This is a genomic window from Mycoplana rhizolycopersici, assembly GCF_013378445.1.
GTDB classification, from domain to species: Bacteria; Pseudomonadota; Alphaproteobacteria; order Rhizobiales; family Rhizobiaceae; genus Mycoplana; species Mycoplana rhizolycopersici.
Genome location: NZ_JABXYK010000024.1, coordinates 1 through 13,342, shown reverse-complemented (window position 1 = coordinate 13,342; position 13,342 = coordinate 1). Strand labels below are relative to the sequence as shown.

The 13,342-nt window shown below is 59.8% G+C and carries 13 protein-coding genes; 12 read left to right on the top strand and 1 reads right to left on the bottom strand.

The features are described 5' to 3' along the window. Positions 1-6: 6 nt before the first annotated feature. From HV823_RS24175 to HV823_RS24130, 11 genes are all read left to right on the top strand, one after another. Positions 7-822 carry an N-formylglutamate amidohydrolase gene (locus HV823_RS24175; RefSeq protein WP_176952238.1) on the top strand — a complete coding sequence of 272 codons (816 nt, stop codon included), beginning with the start codon at positions 7-9 and terminating at the stop codon, positions 820-822. Continuing rightward, positions 819-2,714, top strand: a complete 1,896-nt coding sequence (locus tag HV823_RS24170; protein ID WP_176952237.1) for a flavohemoglobin expression-modulating QEGLA motif protein — start codon at positions 819-821, stop codon at positions 2,712-2,714. Before HV823_RS24175 ends, HV823_RS24170 begins: the two co-directional genes overlap by 4 nt. Positions 2,715-2,724: 10 nt before the next feature. Beyond that, positions 2,725-3,774, top strand: a complete 1,050-nt coding sequence (locus HV823_RS24165; RefSeq protein ID WP_176952236.1) for a glutathione synthetase — start codon at positions 2,725-2,727, stop codon at positions 3,772-3,774. A 252-nt stretch (positions 3,775-4,026) separates the two neighbouring features. Next, positions 4,027-4,872: a TIGR02587 family membrane protein gene (locus HV823_RS24160; RefSeq protein WP_176952282.1), complete on the top strand. Its 846-nt coding sequence runs from the start codon at positions 4,027-4,029 to the stop codon at positions 4,870-4,872. 7 nt (positions 4,873-4,879) lie between these two features. Next, a complete protein-coding gene (locus HV823_RS24155; protein WP_176952235.1) occupies positions 4,880-5,290 on the top strand; it encodes a TIGR02588 family protein in 411 nt (136 codons plus the stop codon). A gap of 350 nt (positions 5,291-5,640) precedes the next feature. Beyond that, positions 5,641-6,642, top strand: coding sequence for a cytochrome c oxidase subunit II (gene coxB / locus HV823_RS24150; RefSeq protein ID WP_176952234.1), 1,002 nt, complete (start codon positions 5,641-5,643; stop codon positions 6,640-6,642). Next, positions 6,639-9,158, top strand: a complete 2,520-nt coding sequence (ctaD, locus tag HV823_RS24145; RefSeq protein WP_176952233.1) for a cytochrome c oxidase subunit I — start codon at positions 6,639-6,641, stop codon at positions 9,156-9,158. The genes coxB and ctaD overlap by 4 nt, the downstream gene beginning before the upstream one ends. Before the next feature lie 4 nt (positions 9,159-9,162). After that, the gene (locus HV823_RS26875; protein ID WP_246301930.1) at positions 9,163-9,543 is read left to right on the top strand and encodes a hypothetical protein; all 381 of its coding nucleotides are present in this window, start codon (positions 9,163-9,165) and stop codon (positions 9,541-9,543) included. Next, positions 9,540-10,178: a cytochrome c oxidase assembly protein gene (locus tag HV823_RS24140; RefSeq protein WP_246301926.1), complete on the top strand. Its 639-nt coding sequence runs from the start codon at positions 9,540-9,542 to the stop codon at positions 10,176-10,178. The genes HV823_RS26875 and HV823_RS24140 overlap by 4 nt, the downstream gene beginning before the upstream one ends. Continuing rightward, complete coding sequence (locus HV823_RS24135) at positions 10,172-11,281, top strand: c-type cytochrome (protein ID WP_176952231.1); 1,110 nt, start codon at positions 10,172-10,174, stop codon at positions 11,279-11,281. Before HV823_RS24140 ends, HV823_RS24135 begins: the two co-directional genes overlap by 7 nt. Continuing rightward, positions 11,278-11,619, top strand: coding sequence for a DUF1515 family protein (locus HV823_RS24130; RefSeq protein ID WP_343052043.1), 342 nt, complete (start codon positions 11,278-11,280; stop codon positions 11,617-11,619). Before HV823_RS24135 ends, HV823_RS24130 begins: the two co-directional genes overlap by 4 nt. Positions 11,620-11,923: 304 nt before the next feature. On the opposite strand, the gene HV823_RS27435 is transcribed toward HV823_RS24130, so the two are convergent. Beyond that, positions 11,924-12,145: a DUF982 domain-containing protein gene (locus HV823_RS27435; protein WP_176952229.1), complete on the bottom strand. Its 222-nt coding sequence runs from the start codon at positions 12,143-12,145 to the stop codon at positions 11,924-11,926. A gap of 496 nt (positions 12,146-12,641) precedes the next feature. On the opposite strand from HV823_RS27435, the gene HV823_RS24120 reads away from it, so the two are divergent. Then, the gene (locus HV823_RS24120) at positions 12,642-13,247 is read left to right on the top strand and encodes a TetR family transcriptional regulator (protein ID WP_176952228.1); all 606 of its coding nucleotides are present in this window, start codon (positions 12,642-12,644) and stop codon (positions 13,245-13,247) included. The last annotated feature ends 95 nt before the right edge of the window (positions 13,248-13,342 follow it).

The window sequence follows — 13,342 nt, the reverse complement described above, 5'->3', positions numbered from 1 at the left end:
AATGCTATGACCGATCAGTCGGTGGGCAAGATCGATGAACAGGCATGGTGGTCGATCCGTAGAGGAGCGTCCCCTATTGTTGGCACGGCGATTCATGACGGTCACGCCATGTGTTCGGAGCTTCTGGAACGGATAGGAATCGCGAGCACACAACGACTGCGTGAAGAAGACCCGTTCACCGGGCTATTGATCGCCGACCTTCCAAACCAGATTGTCGTTCATCGCTCCCGATTTGAGGTTGATCTTAACCGCGCCCGCGACCAGGCCGTCTATCTCAGGCCGGAGCAGGCATGGGGGTTTACGGTTTGGAGCGAAGCGCCCTCCGCCGTTACGGTGGAAGCGGTTCTGGCCTTTCACGACGCTTACTATTCGATGCTTCAGGACAATCTGCGCAGTATCGAGAGGAGATATGGGCGGTTCGTAGTGTTGGACATACACAGCTACAACCATCGCCGCGGTGGTCCGCGCACAGCCCCTATGGACCCAAAACAGGCTCCCGATGTCAACATCGGCACATTCTCTCTGGACCGACGGCGCTGGGCACCAATTGTCGAAGCCTTCAAGGAATATGCAGGCGGATTCGACTTTCATGGGCGACGCCTGAATGTGCAGGAAGATGTCGCTTTCCAGGGGCGCGGCGAGCAAGCTCGCTATGTTCATGCACAGTTTCCGCGGTCAGGTTGTGCGTTGGCGGTCGAGTTCAAGAAGACCTTTATGGACGAATGGACGGGCGTGCCCGACATGGAGGCCGTGTCGGCTCTTCGAGCGTTGCTGAAGGGTGCTGTCCCTGTGCTGGAAGGGGCGCTCGGGGAGGTCTCATGACAGGAAAGACAGCAGCAATCCGGAAGCCTTCGAGGGGTACGTTTCCATTTATCGAAAAGGCGCTTGAGAGGCTGGAGGCAGGGCAGACGGTGCGGCATGAGTTCGAGGGTGGACGGCTGCACATTGACAGGCCCTTGCCATTCCTGACGCTGTGCATTGGTGACCTCGAAGAAGCCCCCGTTGCCCGCGATGTCACTGCCTCAAGTGCCTCATATCTTCTCGTTCGTCACATTGGGGACGCGCTCCTTTTGATCCGCCCCATTGCCGACGTCCTCAAGAGACGATTCGGAGCGTTCGTTCTCCTCGACGTGGACGAACTGGAGCGCGACCGGCTGCTATCGGAGGATGCGCCATTCCTGCAGCCCTTTGAGGTGGCGATCTCGGCCACGGCAGGGCCGTCCGAAAAGCAGGCGATGAAGACATTTGTTGCCGCGGTGAAAGAATTTCATGCGCGATTTCGTACGCCCCGCATTGACGCCTGCGATGCTTCGGAAGACCCGTGCGTCAGACCGGAATTGCTCGATCTTCGGCTGCCTCTGCTCACCCTGCGCTTTGCACCGATCTATCGCGTTCCCGGAACAGATGACATTTATCCGGAGCTTCGGGAGCGCCTTGTCGACAATTTCCTCGATGCAGGCCTGCAGGCTTTTGTCGCGTACGTCGCAGAGGAGGGACTTCCGAAGCCGGTCACGCATCGGGCCTTTGGGCGAAAGGCATTTATCGACGCGGTAGAAAGGGCCGATCGCAGCATCGACAACGTGGCCACCAGTTTCGACCTTCTCCTCGCCGTAACGCCCATTAATACGAATGCCGCGTGGGAAGAGTTCCGCGCCAGCAGCTACACCAGCCCACCGCGCTTTCTCTATCGCCCGTTGACGCTTCATGTCGAACGCGAGAAGCGGCGTCTTCACTCGATCCCTCTCGATCGGCTGGAGGATCCCGTTCTACATCATCTGTATCGGGAAAAGCAGCAGGAACTGGATTTGCAGCTCTCGCTGATTGCAGACAGAGAAAGCACGCGCTTCATCGATCTCGGCCGTGCCCTGTATGGCACGGTGGAACCTTCGCTTGTTACCGCTGCATTGCAGATCCTCCAGGAGATAAATGATGCAAGACACGCAGCCCCATCGGGGGCCGACAATGCGGACGTAGCGGATGCCGCGTTTGTGGAACGGTATGCGCGCAAGATGCTGTCGGCCTACTTCACGCGCTTTCCCTGTTTCGATGCGACGATAGAGGTTCGTGATGACCTGCCTGCCGGCCTAATGGTGTCAGGCCCGCGACTGCTGATCTCCAGACAGACACGCATGTTACGGCGTCGCGTTGATGCGCTCCTCAGCCACGAAGTCGGAGTGCATCTGCTGACCTACTTCAATGGCTCGGCGCAGGGGCTGCGCATCTTCCGCACCGGCCTTTCCGGATACGAAGGGATGCAGGAGGGGCTTGCGGTATTCGCCGAGTACTTGGCGGGTGGATTTACCGTTGAGCGTCTGCGCTTGCTGGCAGCCAGGGTCATTGGCTGCCATATGATGCTTGGCGGCGCCTCTTTCGTGGATAGCTTCCGATCGATGACGCATGATCACGGCCTAGACTCCCGACTCGCCTTTGAGTTGCTTCTTCGAATATATCGCGGCGGCGGGCTGGCCAAGGACGCGATCTATCTGCGCGGCCTTCTTTCGCTTCTCGAACACCTCAAGGCCGGCGGGGCGCTTGACCCGTTCTGGATGGGGAAGATTTCTGCGGCGCACTTCGGCGTCATGCAGGAACTGGCGCAACGTGGGCTGCTGAAGGCTCCCATCCTGCGTCCCCTTTGTCTGGAACATGATGACGGACGCAGGCGTTTGGAACGCGCTCGAGAAGGGATTTCTCCACTGGCCATGCTCCAACCTTGAGGAGAGCAGAATGCGTATCGCCTTCTTCGTCAATTCAATCGAGGGGGAAACCGCCACGTACACGACAACGGGATTGGCCTTCTCTGCCCTCTGTCGAGGACATGAGGTGTGCTATGTCACACCAGCGGATTTCATTCTGCGTCCCGACGATAGCCTTTGGGTTCGAGGGCGAGTACTGCCGGCTGCCAAGCGCTACCGAAAAGTGCAGAGCCTTCACGCAGATCTGCAAGGCACTGAAACCAAAATCGACATAGTCGATGCACGCGAGATAGACGTTCTTTTTTTACGCAATGATCCATCGCTTGACGAAGGAGGACGTGCCTGGGCCGCCCATGTAGGGGCGATGTTCGGTCGTCTCGCTGCGGCGCGCGGCGTTGTCGTTCTCAATGATCCAGACGGACTGTCGCTTGCGCAGAACAAACTCTATTTCCAGGGGTTTCCGAGGGCGGTGCGCCCGGACACGCTTATATCCAAAAGTATTGACGAAATTCGGGCTTTCGTCGACAGCAATCCTGAAGGTGTTATCTTGAAACCACTGCAGGGCTCCGGCGGAAAGAACGTCTTCAAGATCGGATCGACCGACGAGGCCAACCTCAATCAGATTTTCGAGGCGGTAAGCGGCGAGGGGTACTTGATCGCCCAGGCCTATCTGCCTGCCGCGACCGAGGGTGATATCCGTTTGTTTCTCATGAATGGTCGCCCGCTAATCCGTGACGGCAAGTATGCAGCAATCCGCAGAGTCCCCACTGAGGGTGAGGTTCGGTCCAACATACACGCTAGCGGTACAGCCGTCGCGGTAGACGTCAATACGGACGTATTGGCCGTTGCAGAAGTCGTCAGGCCCAAGCTTGTCGAAGACGGTATGTTCCTGGTGGGGCTGGACATTGTCGGTGACAGGATTCTGGAAATAAATGTTTTCACGCCCGGAGGCCTGAGCGTGATGCGTGAACTCTATGATGTCGACTTTTCGGACAGCATCGTCGAGGCATTGGAGCGAAAGATCGTTCATAGAAACGGGAATTTGGGGGTTCTATCGAACCGCGCCATTGCGACGCTCTAGGATAAATGGGATGGTTATCGAAAAACTGCTGGGACGGCCGATCGAAGAACCCGCATATCGATGGGCCGCTGCATTTGGCGTAACATCCGATGGTCTTCCTATGATCGGCGCCGTACCTCGCCTGCTCTGCGATGGGGTATGGCGCCAACCGCATTACGTTCAGCCAGATCGCAGCGGAGATCATATCTTCAGAGATACTCGGTCACAAGGTTTCGGATAGCAGTCTCTTTGCGTTCCGTTGAGCGAGGCGACATGGCAGACGTTAGAAAAGGTTCGAATTTCGACCACAGGCGCTTCGTCGTCGGGCTGTCGCGTGGGATCGCCGGCGCCCTCCTCTTTGCCCTGCCCATGTTTTTGACGATGGAGATGTGGGAACTGGGGTTTTACATTGATCGGTCCAGGCTGTTTCTGCTGCTCTCTGTCAACGTCCCGCTGTTGATCGTACTTGCCCATCGCATCGGTTTCGAACGGACGTCCACCTGGCGCGAGGCATTCCGCGATGCGGCAATTGCTTATTTTCTCGGCATATTGTCGAGCGCCGCCATTCTTGTCGCGATTGGCGTTCTTCGATTTGGTCAGGCGGCGACCGAGGTTGCGGGAACGATCGCGCTCCAGGCTGTGCCGGCGAGCATCGGCGCCCTGCTCGCGCGCAGTCAACTGGGTCAGCGGCCGCACGATGAAGACGAGAAATGCTCGCCAGCCGACACCACATATGTCGGCGAGCTTTTCATGATGGCGGTTGGGGCCTTGTTTCTCAGCCTCAACGTCGCGCCGACGGAGGAAATGATCCTGCTGTCCTACAAGATGACCCCATGGCATGCGATCGCCGTCGTCCTTGCGTCGATCGCGCTCATGCACGGGTTCGTCTATGCGCTATCGTTCTCTGGTGGGCATGGGATGGAGAAGGGAACCCCGGGCTGGCATGCCTTCGTGCGGTTCACGCTTCCAGGCTACATGGTGGCTTTCCTTGTCAGTGTTTATTGCCTGTGGACCTTCCACCGCTTCGACGATGTCGATCTTGTCGAGGCGGCAATCACTGCGGTCGTCCTCGGCTTTCCCAGCGCAATCGGCGCCGCGTCCGCGCGCCTCATCCTCTAGGTGACCTATGAATGCCCAATCAAAACAGAGATCGATCGACAAAGGCGATCCTCACTGGATCGAGTGGCTGACGGGTGTGGTTTCGATGGCGTTCGTCCTCGCACTGATTGGCTGGATCGGCTGGGACGCCATCGGTCCCCGCGATACGGCGCCGGAACTTTCCGTTCGAATCCTTGGTACGAGCGCCGAAGGCGCCGGCTATCACGTGCGGTTCGAAATTGCCAATGCGGCCAAGGCTACCGCTGCGGGAGTCGTTGTCAGGGGAGAGATTCGGGACGGAGGGCGCACGTTGGAGACAATAGAGATGACACTCGACTATGTGCCGATGAAGTCGACCGCCCAAGGGGGGCTGATCTTTACAAGCGATCCGGAAGGGCGGTCGGTGCGAGTCTCGGCCGTCGGATACAGCGATCCGTAGCGCCATCAAGGCGAGTGTTGGAATCGTCTTGCGGACTGCGGCGTCGCGGCCAGAAGGACAGTCGAATGCAGGCCGGTTAGTGGTTGATCCTGGAGACGGCCAGACTGGCCCGAACATCGTTCGCCGCCTTCTCCGGATCGAGGATCTTGAGCTTCTTCCAGGTTTCGATCTGACCGTGCGTTTCGTCCAGGCTATCTCATTCTCCGCGAACTTGATGTCCTTCAGGGTATGTTTGACGAGTTTGGACCATGTCTGCACGTTATCCTCCCGACCGGTTGTGGTGATTGTACGGGGGCAGCGGTTGTTCGCAACCTTGCCGAAACGGTTCTGCGTCCCATATCGCTCAAGGCATGACCGACCGCAGCAAACGAAAGAGAACCGGACTTCTTCTCACCTCGTCGGCTCTCGTCCTCGCCGGCTGCACTGGCAGACAGTCGGCGCTCGACCCTGCAGGACAGGAGGCTGCGGAGGTCTATCATCTGTTCGCGGTGATGGTCATCGGTGGTGGCATCATCTGGCTCGCCGTGATCGGCCTGTTGCTGCATGCCTGTCGTGGCCAGAGACGAGCCTGGTCGGAGAACGAGGCGAGCAGACTGATCGCCTGGGGCGGTGTCGCCTTTCCCGTGGTCGTGCTCTTCGCGCTGCTTGTCTATGCGGTATGGCTGATGCCCACGATCAGGCCGTGGGTCGCCCGTGCCGTACCCGAACCCACCCTGATCGAAGTGACCGGCGAGCAATTCTGGTGGCGGGTCCGCTATCCGGCCGAGGACGGCATGGCCGGGTTTGAGACAGCCAACGAGCTGCGGCTGCCTATCGGCGAGCGGGTCGCATTCTCGCTCAGCGCGGCCGACGTGATCCACTCTTTCTGGATCCCGTCTCTTGGAGGGAAAATGGACATGATCCCGGGCCGCACAAATGTGCTTTCGCTCCAGGCGACGAAGACCGGGGTGTATCACGCGCCGTGCGCGGAGTTCTGCGGCACCTCCCATGCCTATATGACCTTCTCTGTCGTCGTGATGGGGCAAGATGCCTACGACGACTGGAGGCGGAAGCAGGCATCGGGAAATCAGCCCGGCGGCAGCGAGGGAGAGCGCCTGTTCGCCTATCACGGCTGCGCCGGCTGTCATTCGGTCAGAGGCACAACCCCGATCGCTGGGCTCGGACCGGATCTGACTTATTTTGCTGATCGCGAGACCGTCGGGGCCGGGGCGCTTAGAAACACGCGCGAGAACGTGGAACGCTTCATTCGCGATCCGTCGTCGGTCAAGCCTGGTTCCCAAATGCCTGCCTTCGACATGGTGCCGCACGGCGACATCGCAGCGATAGCCGAATTCCTGACGGGGCTGCGATGACTGAAGTCGCCATCAGAGAGCTAAGCCCGGAGGATTTCGAGGCGCAGGAGCGGGAACTGCGCGAAGTCTGGCGGACACCATCAGGTTGGCGCTACTGGACTTCTGTCAACAATACCCAGATCGGCCTGTGGTACGGTGCAGCGGCCTTCACATTCATGCTGTTTGCGGGCCTCTTGGCCCTGCTCGTACGCGTGCAGCTTGCAGTTCCGGAAAATGACTTCCTCTCCGCTGACGTCTTCAATCAGGCCTTCACCCTACACGGTACGGTGATGATGTTCTTGTTCGCCGTACCCATCTTCGAAGCTGTCGCGATCTATCTCTTGCCTTCGATGTTGGGGGCACGGGAACTGCCTTTCCCCCGGCTATCCGCATTCGGGTTCTGGAGCTTTGCGATTGGCGGCGTTTTCGTGTGCGGATCGATCTTTTTCGGCGCGGCCCCCAACACCGGCTGGTTCATGTATCCGCCGCTTGCGACCGACAAGGAGTATTCCGGGATCGGCGCCGATATCTGGCTGCTCGGCCTGTCCTTCATCGAAGTGGCGTCGATTGCGGCGGCCGTCGAACTGATCGTCGGCATCATGAAGTGCAGGGCGCCGGGCATGCGCATCAACATGATGCCGCTCTTTGCCTGGTATCTGCTAATCGTGGCCGGGATGATCCTGTTCGCCTTCCCGCCGCTGATAGCCGGCGACATCCTGTTCGAAATGGAGCGGATGTTCGACTGGCCGTTTTTTGATGCCGAACGCGGCGGCGATCCGCTCTTGTGGCAGCACCTGTTCTGGATCTTCGGGCATCCCGAGGTCTATATCATTTTCCTGCCGGCGATCGCGATCATGGCGATGATCGTACCGACCTTCGCCCAGCGACCGATTGTCGGCTATTCCTGGATCGTGCTCGCGGCCGTCGGCACCGGCTTCCTAAGCTTCGGCCTGTGGGTACATCACATGTTTACCACGGGTCTGCCGCAGATCTCGCTTGCCTTCTTCTCTGCCGCATCCGAGGCGGTCGCGATCCCGACGGGCGTGCAGATCTTCGTATTCATCGCGACGCTTCTGGCCGGACGTGTCATCTTTTCCGTGCCGATGCTGTTCGGTGCCGGGGGGCTCGCCATCTTCGTGATCGGTGGGCTGACGGGGGTGATGGTGGCGCTCGTTCCGTTCGACTGGCAGGCGCATGACACCTATTTCGTCGTCGCCCATCTGCATTACGTCCTGATCGGTGGAATGCTATTTCCCGTTGTCGCCGGAATCTACTACTACTATCCGCTCATCGACGCCCGTAGGCTGTCGGATCGGCTCGGAAAGATCGCCTTCTGGCTGATGTTCACGGGCTTCAACGTTGCCTTTTTTCCCATGCACCTGTCGGGCCTGCGGGGCATGCCGCGCCGGGTGTTCACCTATCCCGCCGAGATCGGATGGGACTGGTTCAACCTCGTTTCCACCGTGGGAGCCTTCATATTCGCTGCAGGTGTCGCCGTCGTCGTAATCGACGTCGTTCGCCCGAAGCATCGTCAGCCCAAGCAGGAGATGAACCCCTGGAACGCCGGTACGCTGGAGTGGATCAGCGAACCGGAAGAGGCTTGGGGCGTGCGCTCGATCCCGATCATCAAAAGTCGCTATCCGATATGGGACCAGCCGGGCCTACTCGAAGACATCAAGGCAGGTCGCTACTACCTCCCCGATGCACAGGACGGGGCACGCGAAACCCTGGTAACATCAGTGCTTGACGCGCGCCCGGTGCAGTGCCTTCGCGTCGGCGGCACGTCGATCCTGACGATGGTCGCCGCATGCTCACTCGGTGGTGTCTTCGTCGCGCTGACGTTCCACTGGTGGATTGCGACGCTGGTGTGCGCGCTGCTCACGCTCGCCGCGATCATCACCTGGCTCTGGACCGGGACGGCGGAAATTCCCCGTTCGGACATGCGCGACATCGGGCTTGGCAAGACATTGCCCCTCTACAATTCCGGCCCGCAGTCGGTAGGCTGGTGGGGAATGTTCATCACCATGGCGGGCGATAGCACCGCCTATGCCAGCCTAATGTTCGGCTACTTCTTCTACTGGACGATCCATGATGACTTCACCGCCGGGCATTCGGGACCGGGGATCGCCTGGCCCCTCCTGGCCGTTGTGCTGTTCGTGCTCGCCTGGCTCGTCATGCTGCTGGCGCGCCGCGCGAATGCCGCCGACCACCCGGGGCCTATGCGTGCGGCGCTCATGGTCTCGGCATTCCTTACCGTGGGCGGGTGTATGGCCGGACTTGCCGGCCCGCACTTGAACCCGATGGATCCAACTACGCACGTTTACCCTGCGATCGTCTGGGTCGTCGCGATCTGGACGGTCGTGCATGGCGCAGTGGCGATCATCATGCAGCTGTACTGTCTGGCCCGCAGCGTTGCCGGTCGCATGAGCGCCCGCCACGATATGGACCTGCAGAATGTCGTGCTTTATTGGCATTTCTTCGTCATCACGGCCATCACGTCGTTCGGCGTTCTCGGCCTGTTTCCGGCAGTGAGGTGACGCGATGCGGTTGCTTCCGAAGGAAGTTGAGAGCCTCTGGACGCTGTTTACGGCGCCGACGATCTGGGCTGCGCATTTCCTCGCCTGCTATGCCGCTGTGGCGATTTACTGCGAGAAAGCGGGGGCGGAGGACTTCACGTTCGCCGAACTCCGCCTGGCCCTGGTCCTGATCACGATTCTCGCTCTTGCAGGTATTGTGCTTTCAGCCTGGCTCGCCTGGCGCCAATGGGGTTTTGGCAGTGGCGATCCACCCCATCACGCGCCGACTCGCGAGGATCGGCTGCTTTTTCAGGGCTTTGCAACGCTGCTCCTCTCCGGGCTCAGCTTCGTAGCCGTGCTGTTTGTCGCCGTTCCACTGGTCGTGATCGAGGCGTGCCAGCCATGAAGACCATCGCGCTCGTCACCGGAGGCTTCCTGCTCGCGATCGTGTCGCTTGCGCTCTATGCCTCGTTCGACGGCGGTTCGTTCACCGTGCATATGGTCCTGCATATGGGCATCGTCGCCGTGGCAGCACCGCTTATCGCATACGGTCTGCTGGACACGAGGTTCGATCTTTCGCGGAGGTTCGTGTGGATGACACCCGTACTCGCATCGGTGATTGAACTCGTTGTGGTCTGGGGCTGGCATGTTCCCGTAATGCGGGCTCTGGCCGCTACCAGTATTCTGCTCTCGATGCTCGAACTTCTCAGTTTCCTCGTCGCTGGCATGCTGCTTTGGGTCGTCTGCCTGCGGCCGGGACGTGATGGCGGGGGGCGGCTGGCTGGGACAATCGGACTTCTTCTCACCTCCATGCACATGACCCTGCTTGGCGTGCTCTTGGCACTTGCGCCGCGGCCGCTTTATGGCAAGGGAGAGGTCAGTTGCTTCGGCATTCCGCTCGACGCCATTTCCGACCAGCAGATCGGTAGTGTGGTCATGCTCGTCGCCGGGTCAGCATCCTACCTCATTGGCGGCGTCGCGCTACTTTCGGATGTGCTCCGGGCCGAAGGCGACGTCGCGCGCGAGGATCGACGATGGTGATCGGACGGAAGCACCTTGCGGCCCTTGTTCTCGGCGCCGCGTTAGTCGGATGGGTCATTCCCTGGTCCGGCGTGATCGGCATCAGTGCGAGCACGGGCCACTGGAAGCTGACCGACTGGTTCCTGCATTGGGCGATGCGGTCCTCCGTCCGCACCTCGGCAATCGGCATCGAGGTTCCGCCCCTCGAGGAGGGGATGCTGCCGATGGCGGCGGGGCATTTCGAGGGTGGCTGCGCCCTTTGCCACGGCTCGCCGGCGATGCCGCCGCCAGCAAGCGTGCGCGGCATGCTTCCGGTGCCGCCGGACCTGAAGGAGGTGATTCCCACCTGGACCGATGCCGAACTTTTCCAGATCGTGCAACATGGGGTGCGCTTCACCGGAATGCCGTCATGGCCCGTCGCCGAGCGCGAGGACGAGGTCTGGGCCATGGTAGCCTTTCTCCGTCGCTATCCGGACCTAGATGGAGCATCCTATCGACGGCTTGCGGGCCATGCAGCCCACCAGTCTCGCGATCAGGGACGGGTGCTGGAGACCTGCAACGGCTGTCATGCACCGGACCGGCTCGATCGCGACAGCCTCGTTCCCCGGCTCGATGGCCAATCGCAGACCTACCTGAGGGACAGTCTTGCAGCCTATGCGGAGGGGATGCGGCCGAGCGGCATTATGGCGGTCGCGATCCAGTCGCTGACGGAGCAGGAGCGCGCGGCGTTGGCCGTGCATTTTTCGGAGCGGACTGTTCGTGGCGTGAACGCTGTGGCACTGTCAAATCAGACCGGCCGGGGCGAGCACATCGCGCGATTCGGCGATCTTGACAGGCGGATTCCCGCGTGCATGTCCTGTCACGATAGGACAAACGGCAACCCAGCCTATCCAAGGCTCGCAGGACAGCCCGCGGCCTATCTCGCCGCTCAGCTTCGCCTGTTCGTGGACGAGAAACGAGGTGGGGGACCCCATCGCGCGCTCATGGCAAAGGTGGCGGCCAATCTCGACGACAGCGACATCAAAGCGGTAGCCGAGTATTTTTCGGCGCGAGATCCGAGTGCCGATGCCGGTCCTGATCACATCGTACCTGCCTCAGTAGGGTTCTCTAGTCGAGGTCGATGAGCTACAGGCCGAGGTCGCGTCTGTGCTTGCGACGTATGCGGGCCGGGGTCTCCGGGACGACGACCTATACTGTGGGGCGAACATATGTCGATTGCCGGGCAGTCGTGCGCCGGCGCACGGACGAAAAGGTATCGCGCGTTGGCACTCTCGAAACGGGCATGTCCGAAATGAAGAAGGATGTCTCCAAAATGAAGACGGTCACCGATGACGTGGAACGCTGGAAGCAGATGGGCTATGGCGGGATAGTGCTGGGTGTCACCATTGCCGATACGATCGGTCGGATTGGCCTGGTAGTTAAGGGTAAGCTTGGCAGGAAGCGGCGGAACAGCTTTCAATGACCGTCACAGTTCGTACAGTTCAGCCAGATCCCACCAGATGCTGATCCACTTTTCATCCCCCGAAATCTCCGCAATCCGTCCGACGGCGGTGCGCCGCGACGGAAAACGTCCGAACGTGCTCAAGTCCGATTAACGAGCATAGTTTCTTCGCCATTGGACTTTCCTTTGATAATCAAGTTGGCGAAGATGGGGGGCCTGCACGACGACCACGGATCACGCCTCAGCGGTTATCGCCCACATTTGTCCAGCCAGCGGCGTCGCTTGAGCCCCATGCGAGAAGCGGCGCTGCCACTAAACGGCCCAATCACCGCTTTCGAATGTCAATTCCCGCTTCCTCGGCCGCATGTAGGAACGCCTCACGCGCCACTCGTCGCGGAGCTCCTGCTTTAAGCACTGCGCGACAGACGCGGAGGGCCTCCGTGTAAGACTCGTTTTGCTTGTCCGGCCAGTCCCGTAGGCACTCTTCTGCTTGTTTGGTGCTCCGTATGCGCCGGCACGTACCTTGCCCATCGATTACGATTTCCACGCTTTTTGTCCAGTACCGCGGATCAATCACGATCTGACCGCCTCCACCCGGTCCTTAACATTAAAAGTAACGAAGAACCGCTTTGTTCCGTTCTAGGCCGGTTAATTGCTATGCCGCGTAAAGCTGGCGACGAGGACCCATCTCATGATGCTCCGTTGTGCTCTGCTCGTATAAAGCGGATCAGTGCGCGCCCTAACGAATGAGCTCGTTCGCTCTCAACGGGACACGGCACTCCTTGGCTTGGGTCAAATATCCGTGTTTGTCGATCCGGCGCTCGCGCCTTGCAGCGTCGCTGCTGTGGCGCCGACTAAGCCACGCGGTTTTTTCCTTTTCAGGGAAACTCTGATCGACCTGCTGTGCGATGGCAGGACAGCTGGTCTCGGTGCGGTCACTCATGGCGGCCTGCCGATTGGTGCGATTGTTTGAAACCGCTTGATGAGCACATTCCTTGAGGAGACAAGCAAGCGCATATTCTAAAAGTTATATATATCTTGACGTGAGCAAAGATAAGATTCAGAGCCAGCGCGGTCGTCCGGTCAATGAACTGGCGCGACAAGAACGGATGAACCAGATTCTCGAGGGGGCGCGTCGCTGCTTCGTAGAATTTGGTTTTCATGCATCGTCGACCGCGCAGATCAGCGCGTCGGCCGGCGTAAGCGTGGCAAATCTCTATCAGTACTTTCCAACGAAGGAAGCGCTGATTGTCGCTCTGATCGAGATCGACCTCAAGCGTCATGCCGACCTTATCGCCCGCTTCTGGAAGACGGATTTGGGTTCGGCGAGCATCAAGGAGGCGCTGCGCGACATACTGCTGACCAAAGAAGGGCACGATATCGCCGTTCTGCGAGCGGAGATCGCCAGCGACGGTGCACGAAATCCGGAGGTTGCCAGGATGTTGCGCAACTCGGAAGCCGGGCTCATGGACCTCATGCATCGTGGCATCCGTGCCGCCCAGAAGGACGGACGCGTGTCGCCTGATCTTGATGCGGAGGCTATCGCCGCGCGCGTTTCCCTCGTGTTCGAAGGGATCATGCGGCTCTACGTGTTCTCCCCAAGCGACGGCTTGAACCTGACCTTGCCCCCAAATTTTATCCAGTTTTAAGTTCGCTCCGGCGGTTTTGGGTTGCTGTATTTGGGACGGTAGCGGCGGGTTGCGGTGCGGAGCCATTCCGGCTGCGCAGCACCGCATCACGTCGC

Excerpts from the sequence above, each read along its gene's own strand:
- HV823_RS24130 (WP_343052043.1), top strand. The coding sequence starts at position 11,278 with ATGAGCTACAGGCCGAGGTCGCGTCTGTGCTTGCGACGTATGCGGGCC.
- HV823_RS24155 (WP_176952235.1), top strand. The coding sequence starts at position 4,880 with ATGAATGCCCAATCAAAACAGAGATCGATCGACAAAGGCGATCCTCAC.
- ctaD (WP_176952233.1), top strand. The coding sequence starts at position 6,639 with ATGACTGAAGTCGCCATCAGAGAGCTAAGCCCGGAGGATTTCGAGGCG.
- HV823_RS24140 (WP_246301926.1), top strand. The coding sequence starts at position 9,540 with ATGAAGACCATCGCGCTCGTCACCGGAGGCTTCCTGCTCGCGATCGTG.
- HV823_RS24165 (WP_176952236.1), top strand. The coding sequence starts at position 2,725 with ATGCGTATCGCCTTCTTCGTCAATTCAATCGAGGGGGAAACCGCCACG.
- HV823_RS24135 (WP_176952231.1), top strand. The coding sequence starts at position 10,172 with ATGGTGATCGGACGGAAGCACCTTGCGGCCCTTGTTCTCGGCGCCGCG.
- HV823_RS26875 (WP_246301930.1), top strand. The coding sequence starts at position 9,163 with ATGCGGTTGCTTCCGAAGGAAGTTGAGAGCCTCTGGACGCTGTTTACG.
- HV823_RS24175 (WP_176952238.1), top strand. The coding sequence starts at position 7 with ATGACCGATCAGTCGGTGGGCAAGATCGATGAACAGGCATGGTGGTCG.
- HV823_RS24160 (WP_176952282.1), top strand. The coding sequence starts at position 4,027 with ATGGCAGACGTTAGAAAAGGTTCGAATTTCGACCACAGGCGCTTCGTC.
- coxB (WP_176952234.1), top strand. The coding sequence starts at position 5,641 with ATGACCGACCGCAGCAAACGAAAGAGAACCGGACTTCTTCTCACCTCG.
- HV823_RS24170 (WP_176952237.1), top strand. The coding sequence starts at position 819 with ATGACAGGAAAGACAGCAGCAATCCGGAAGCCTTCGAGGGGTACGTTT.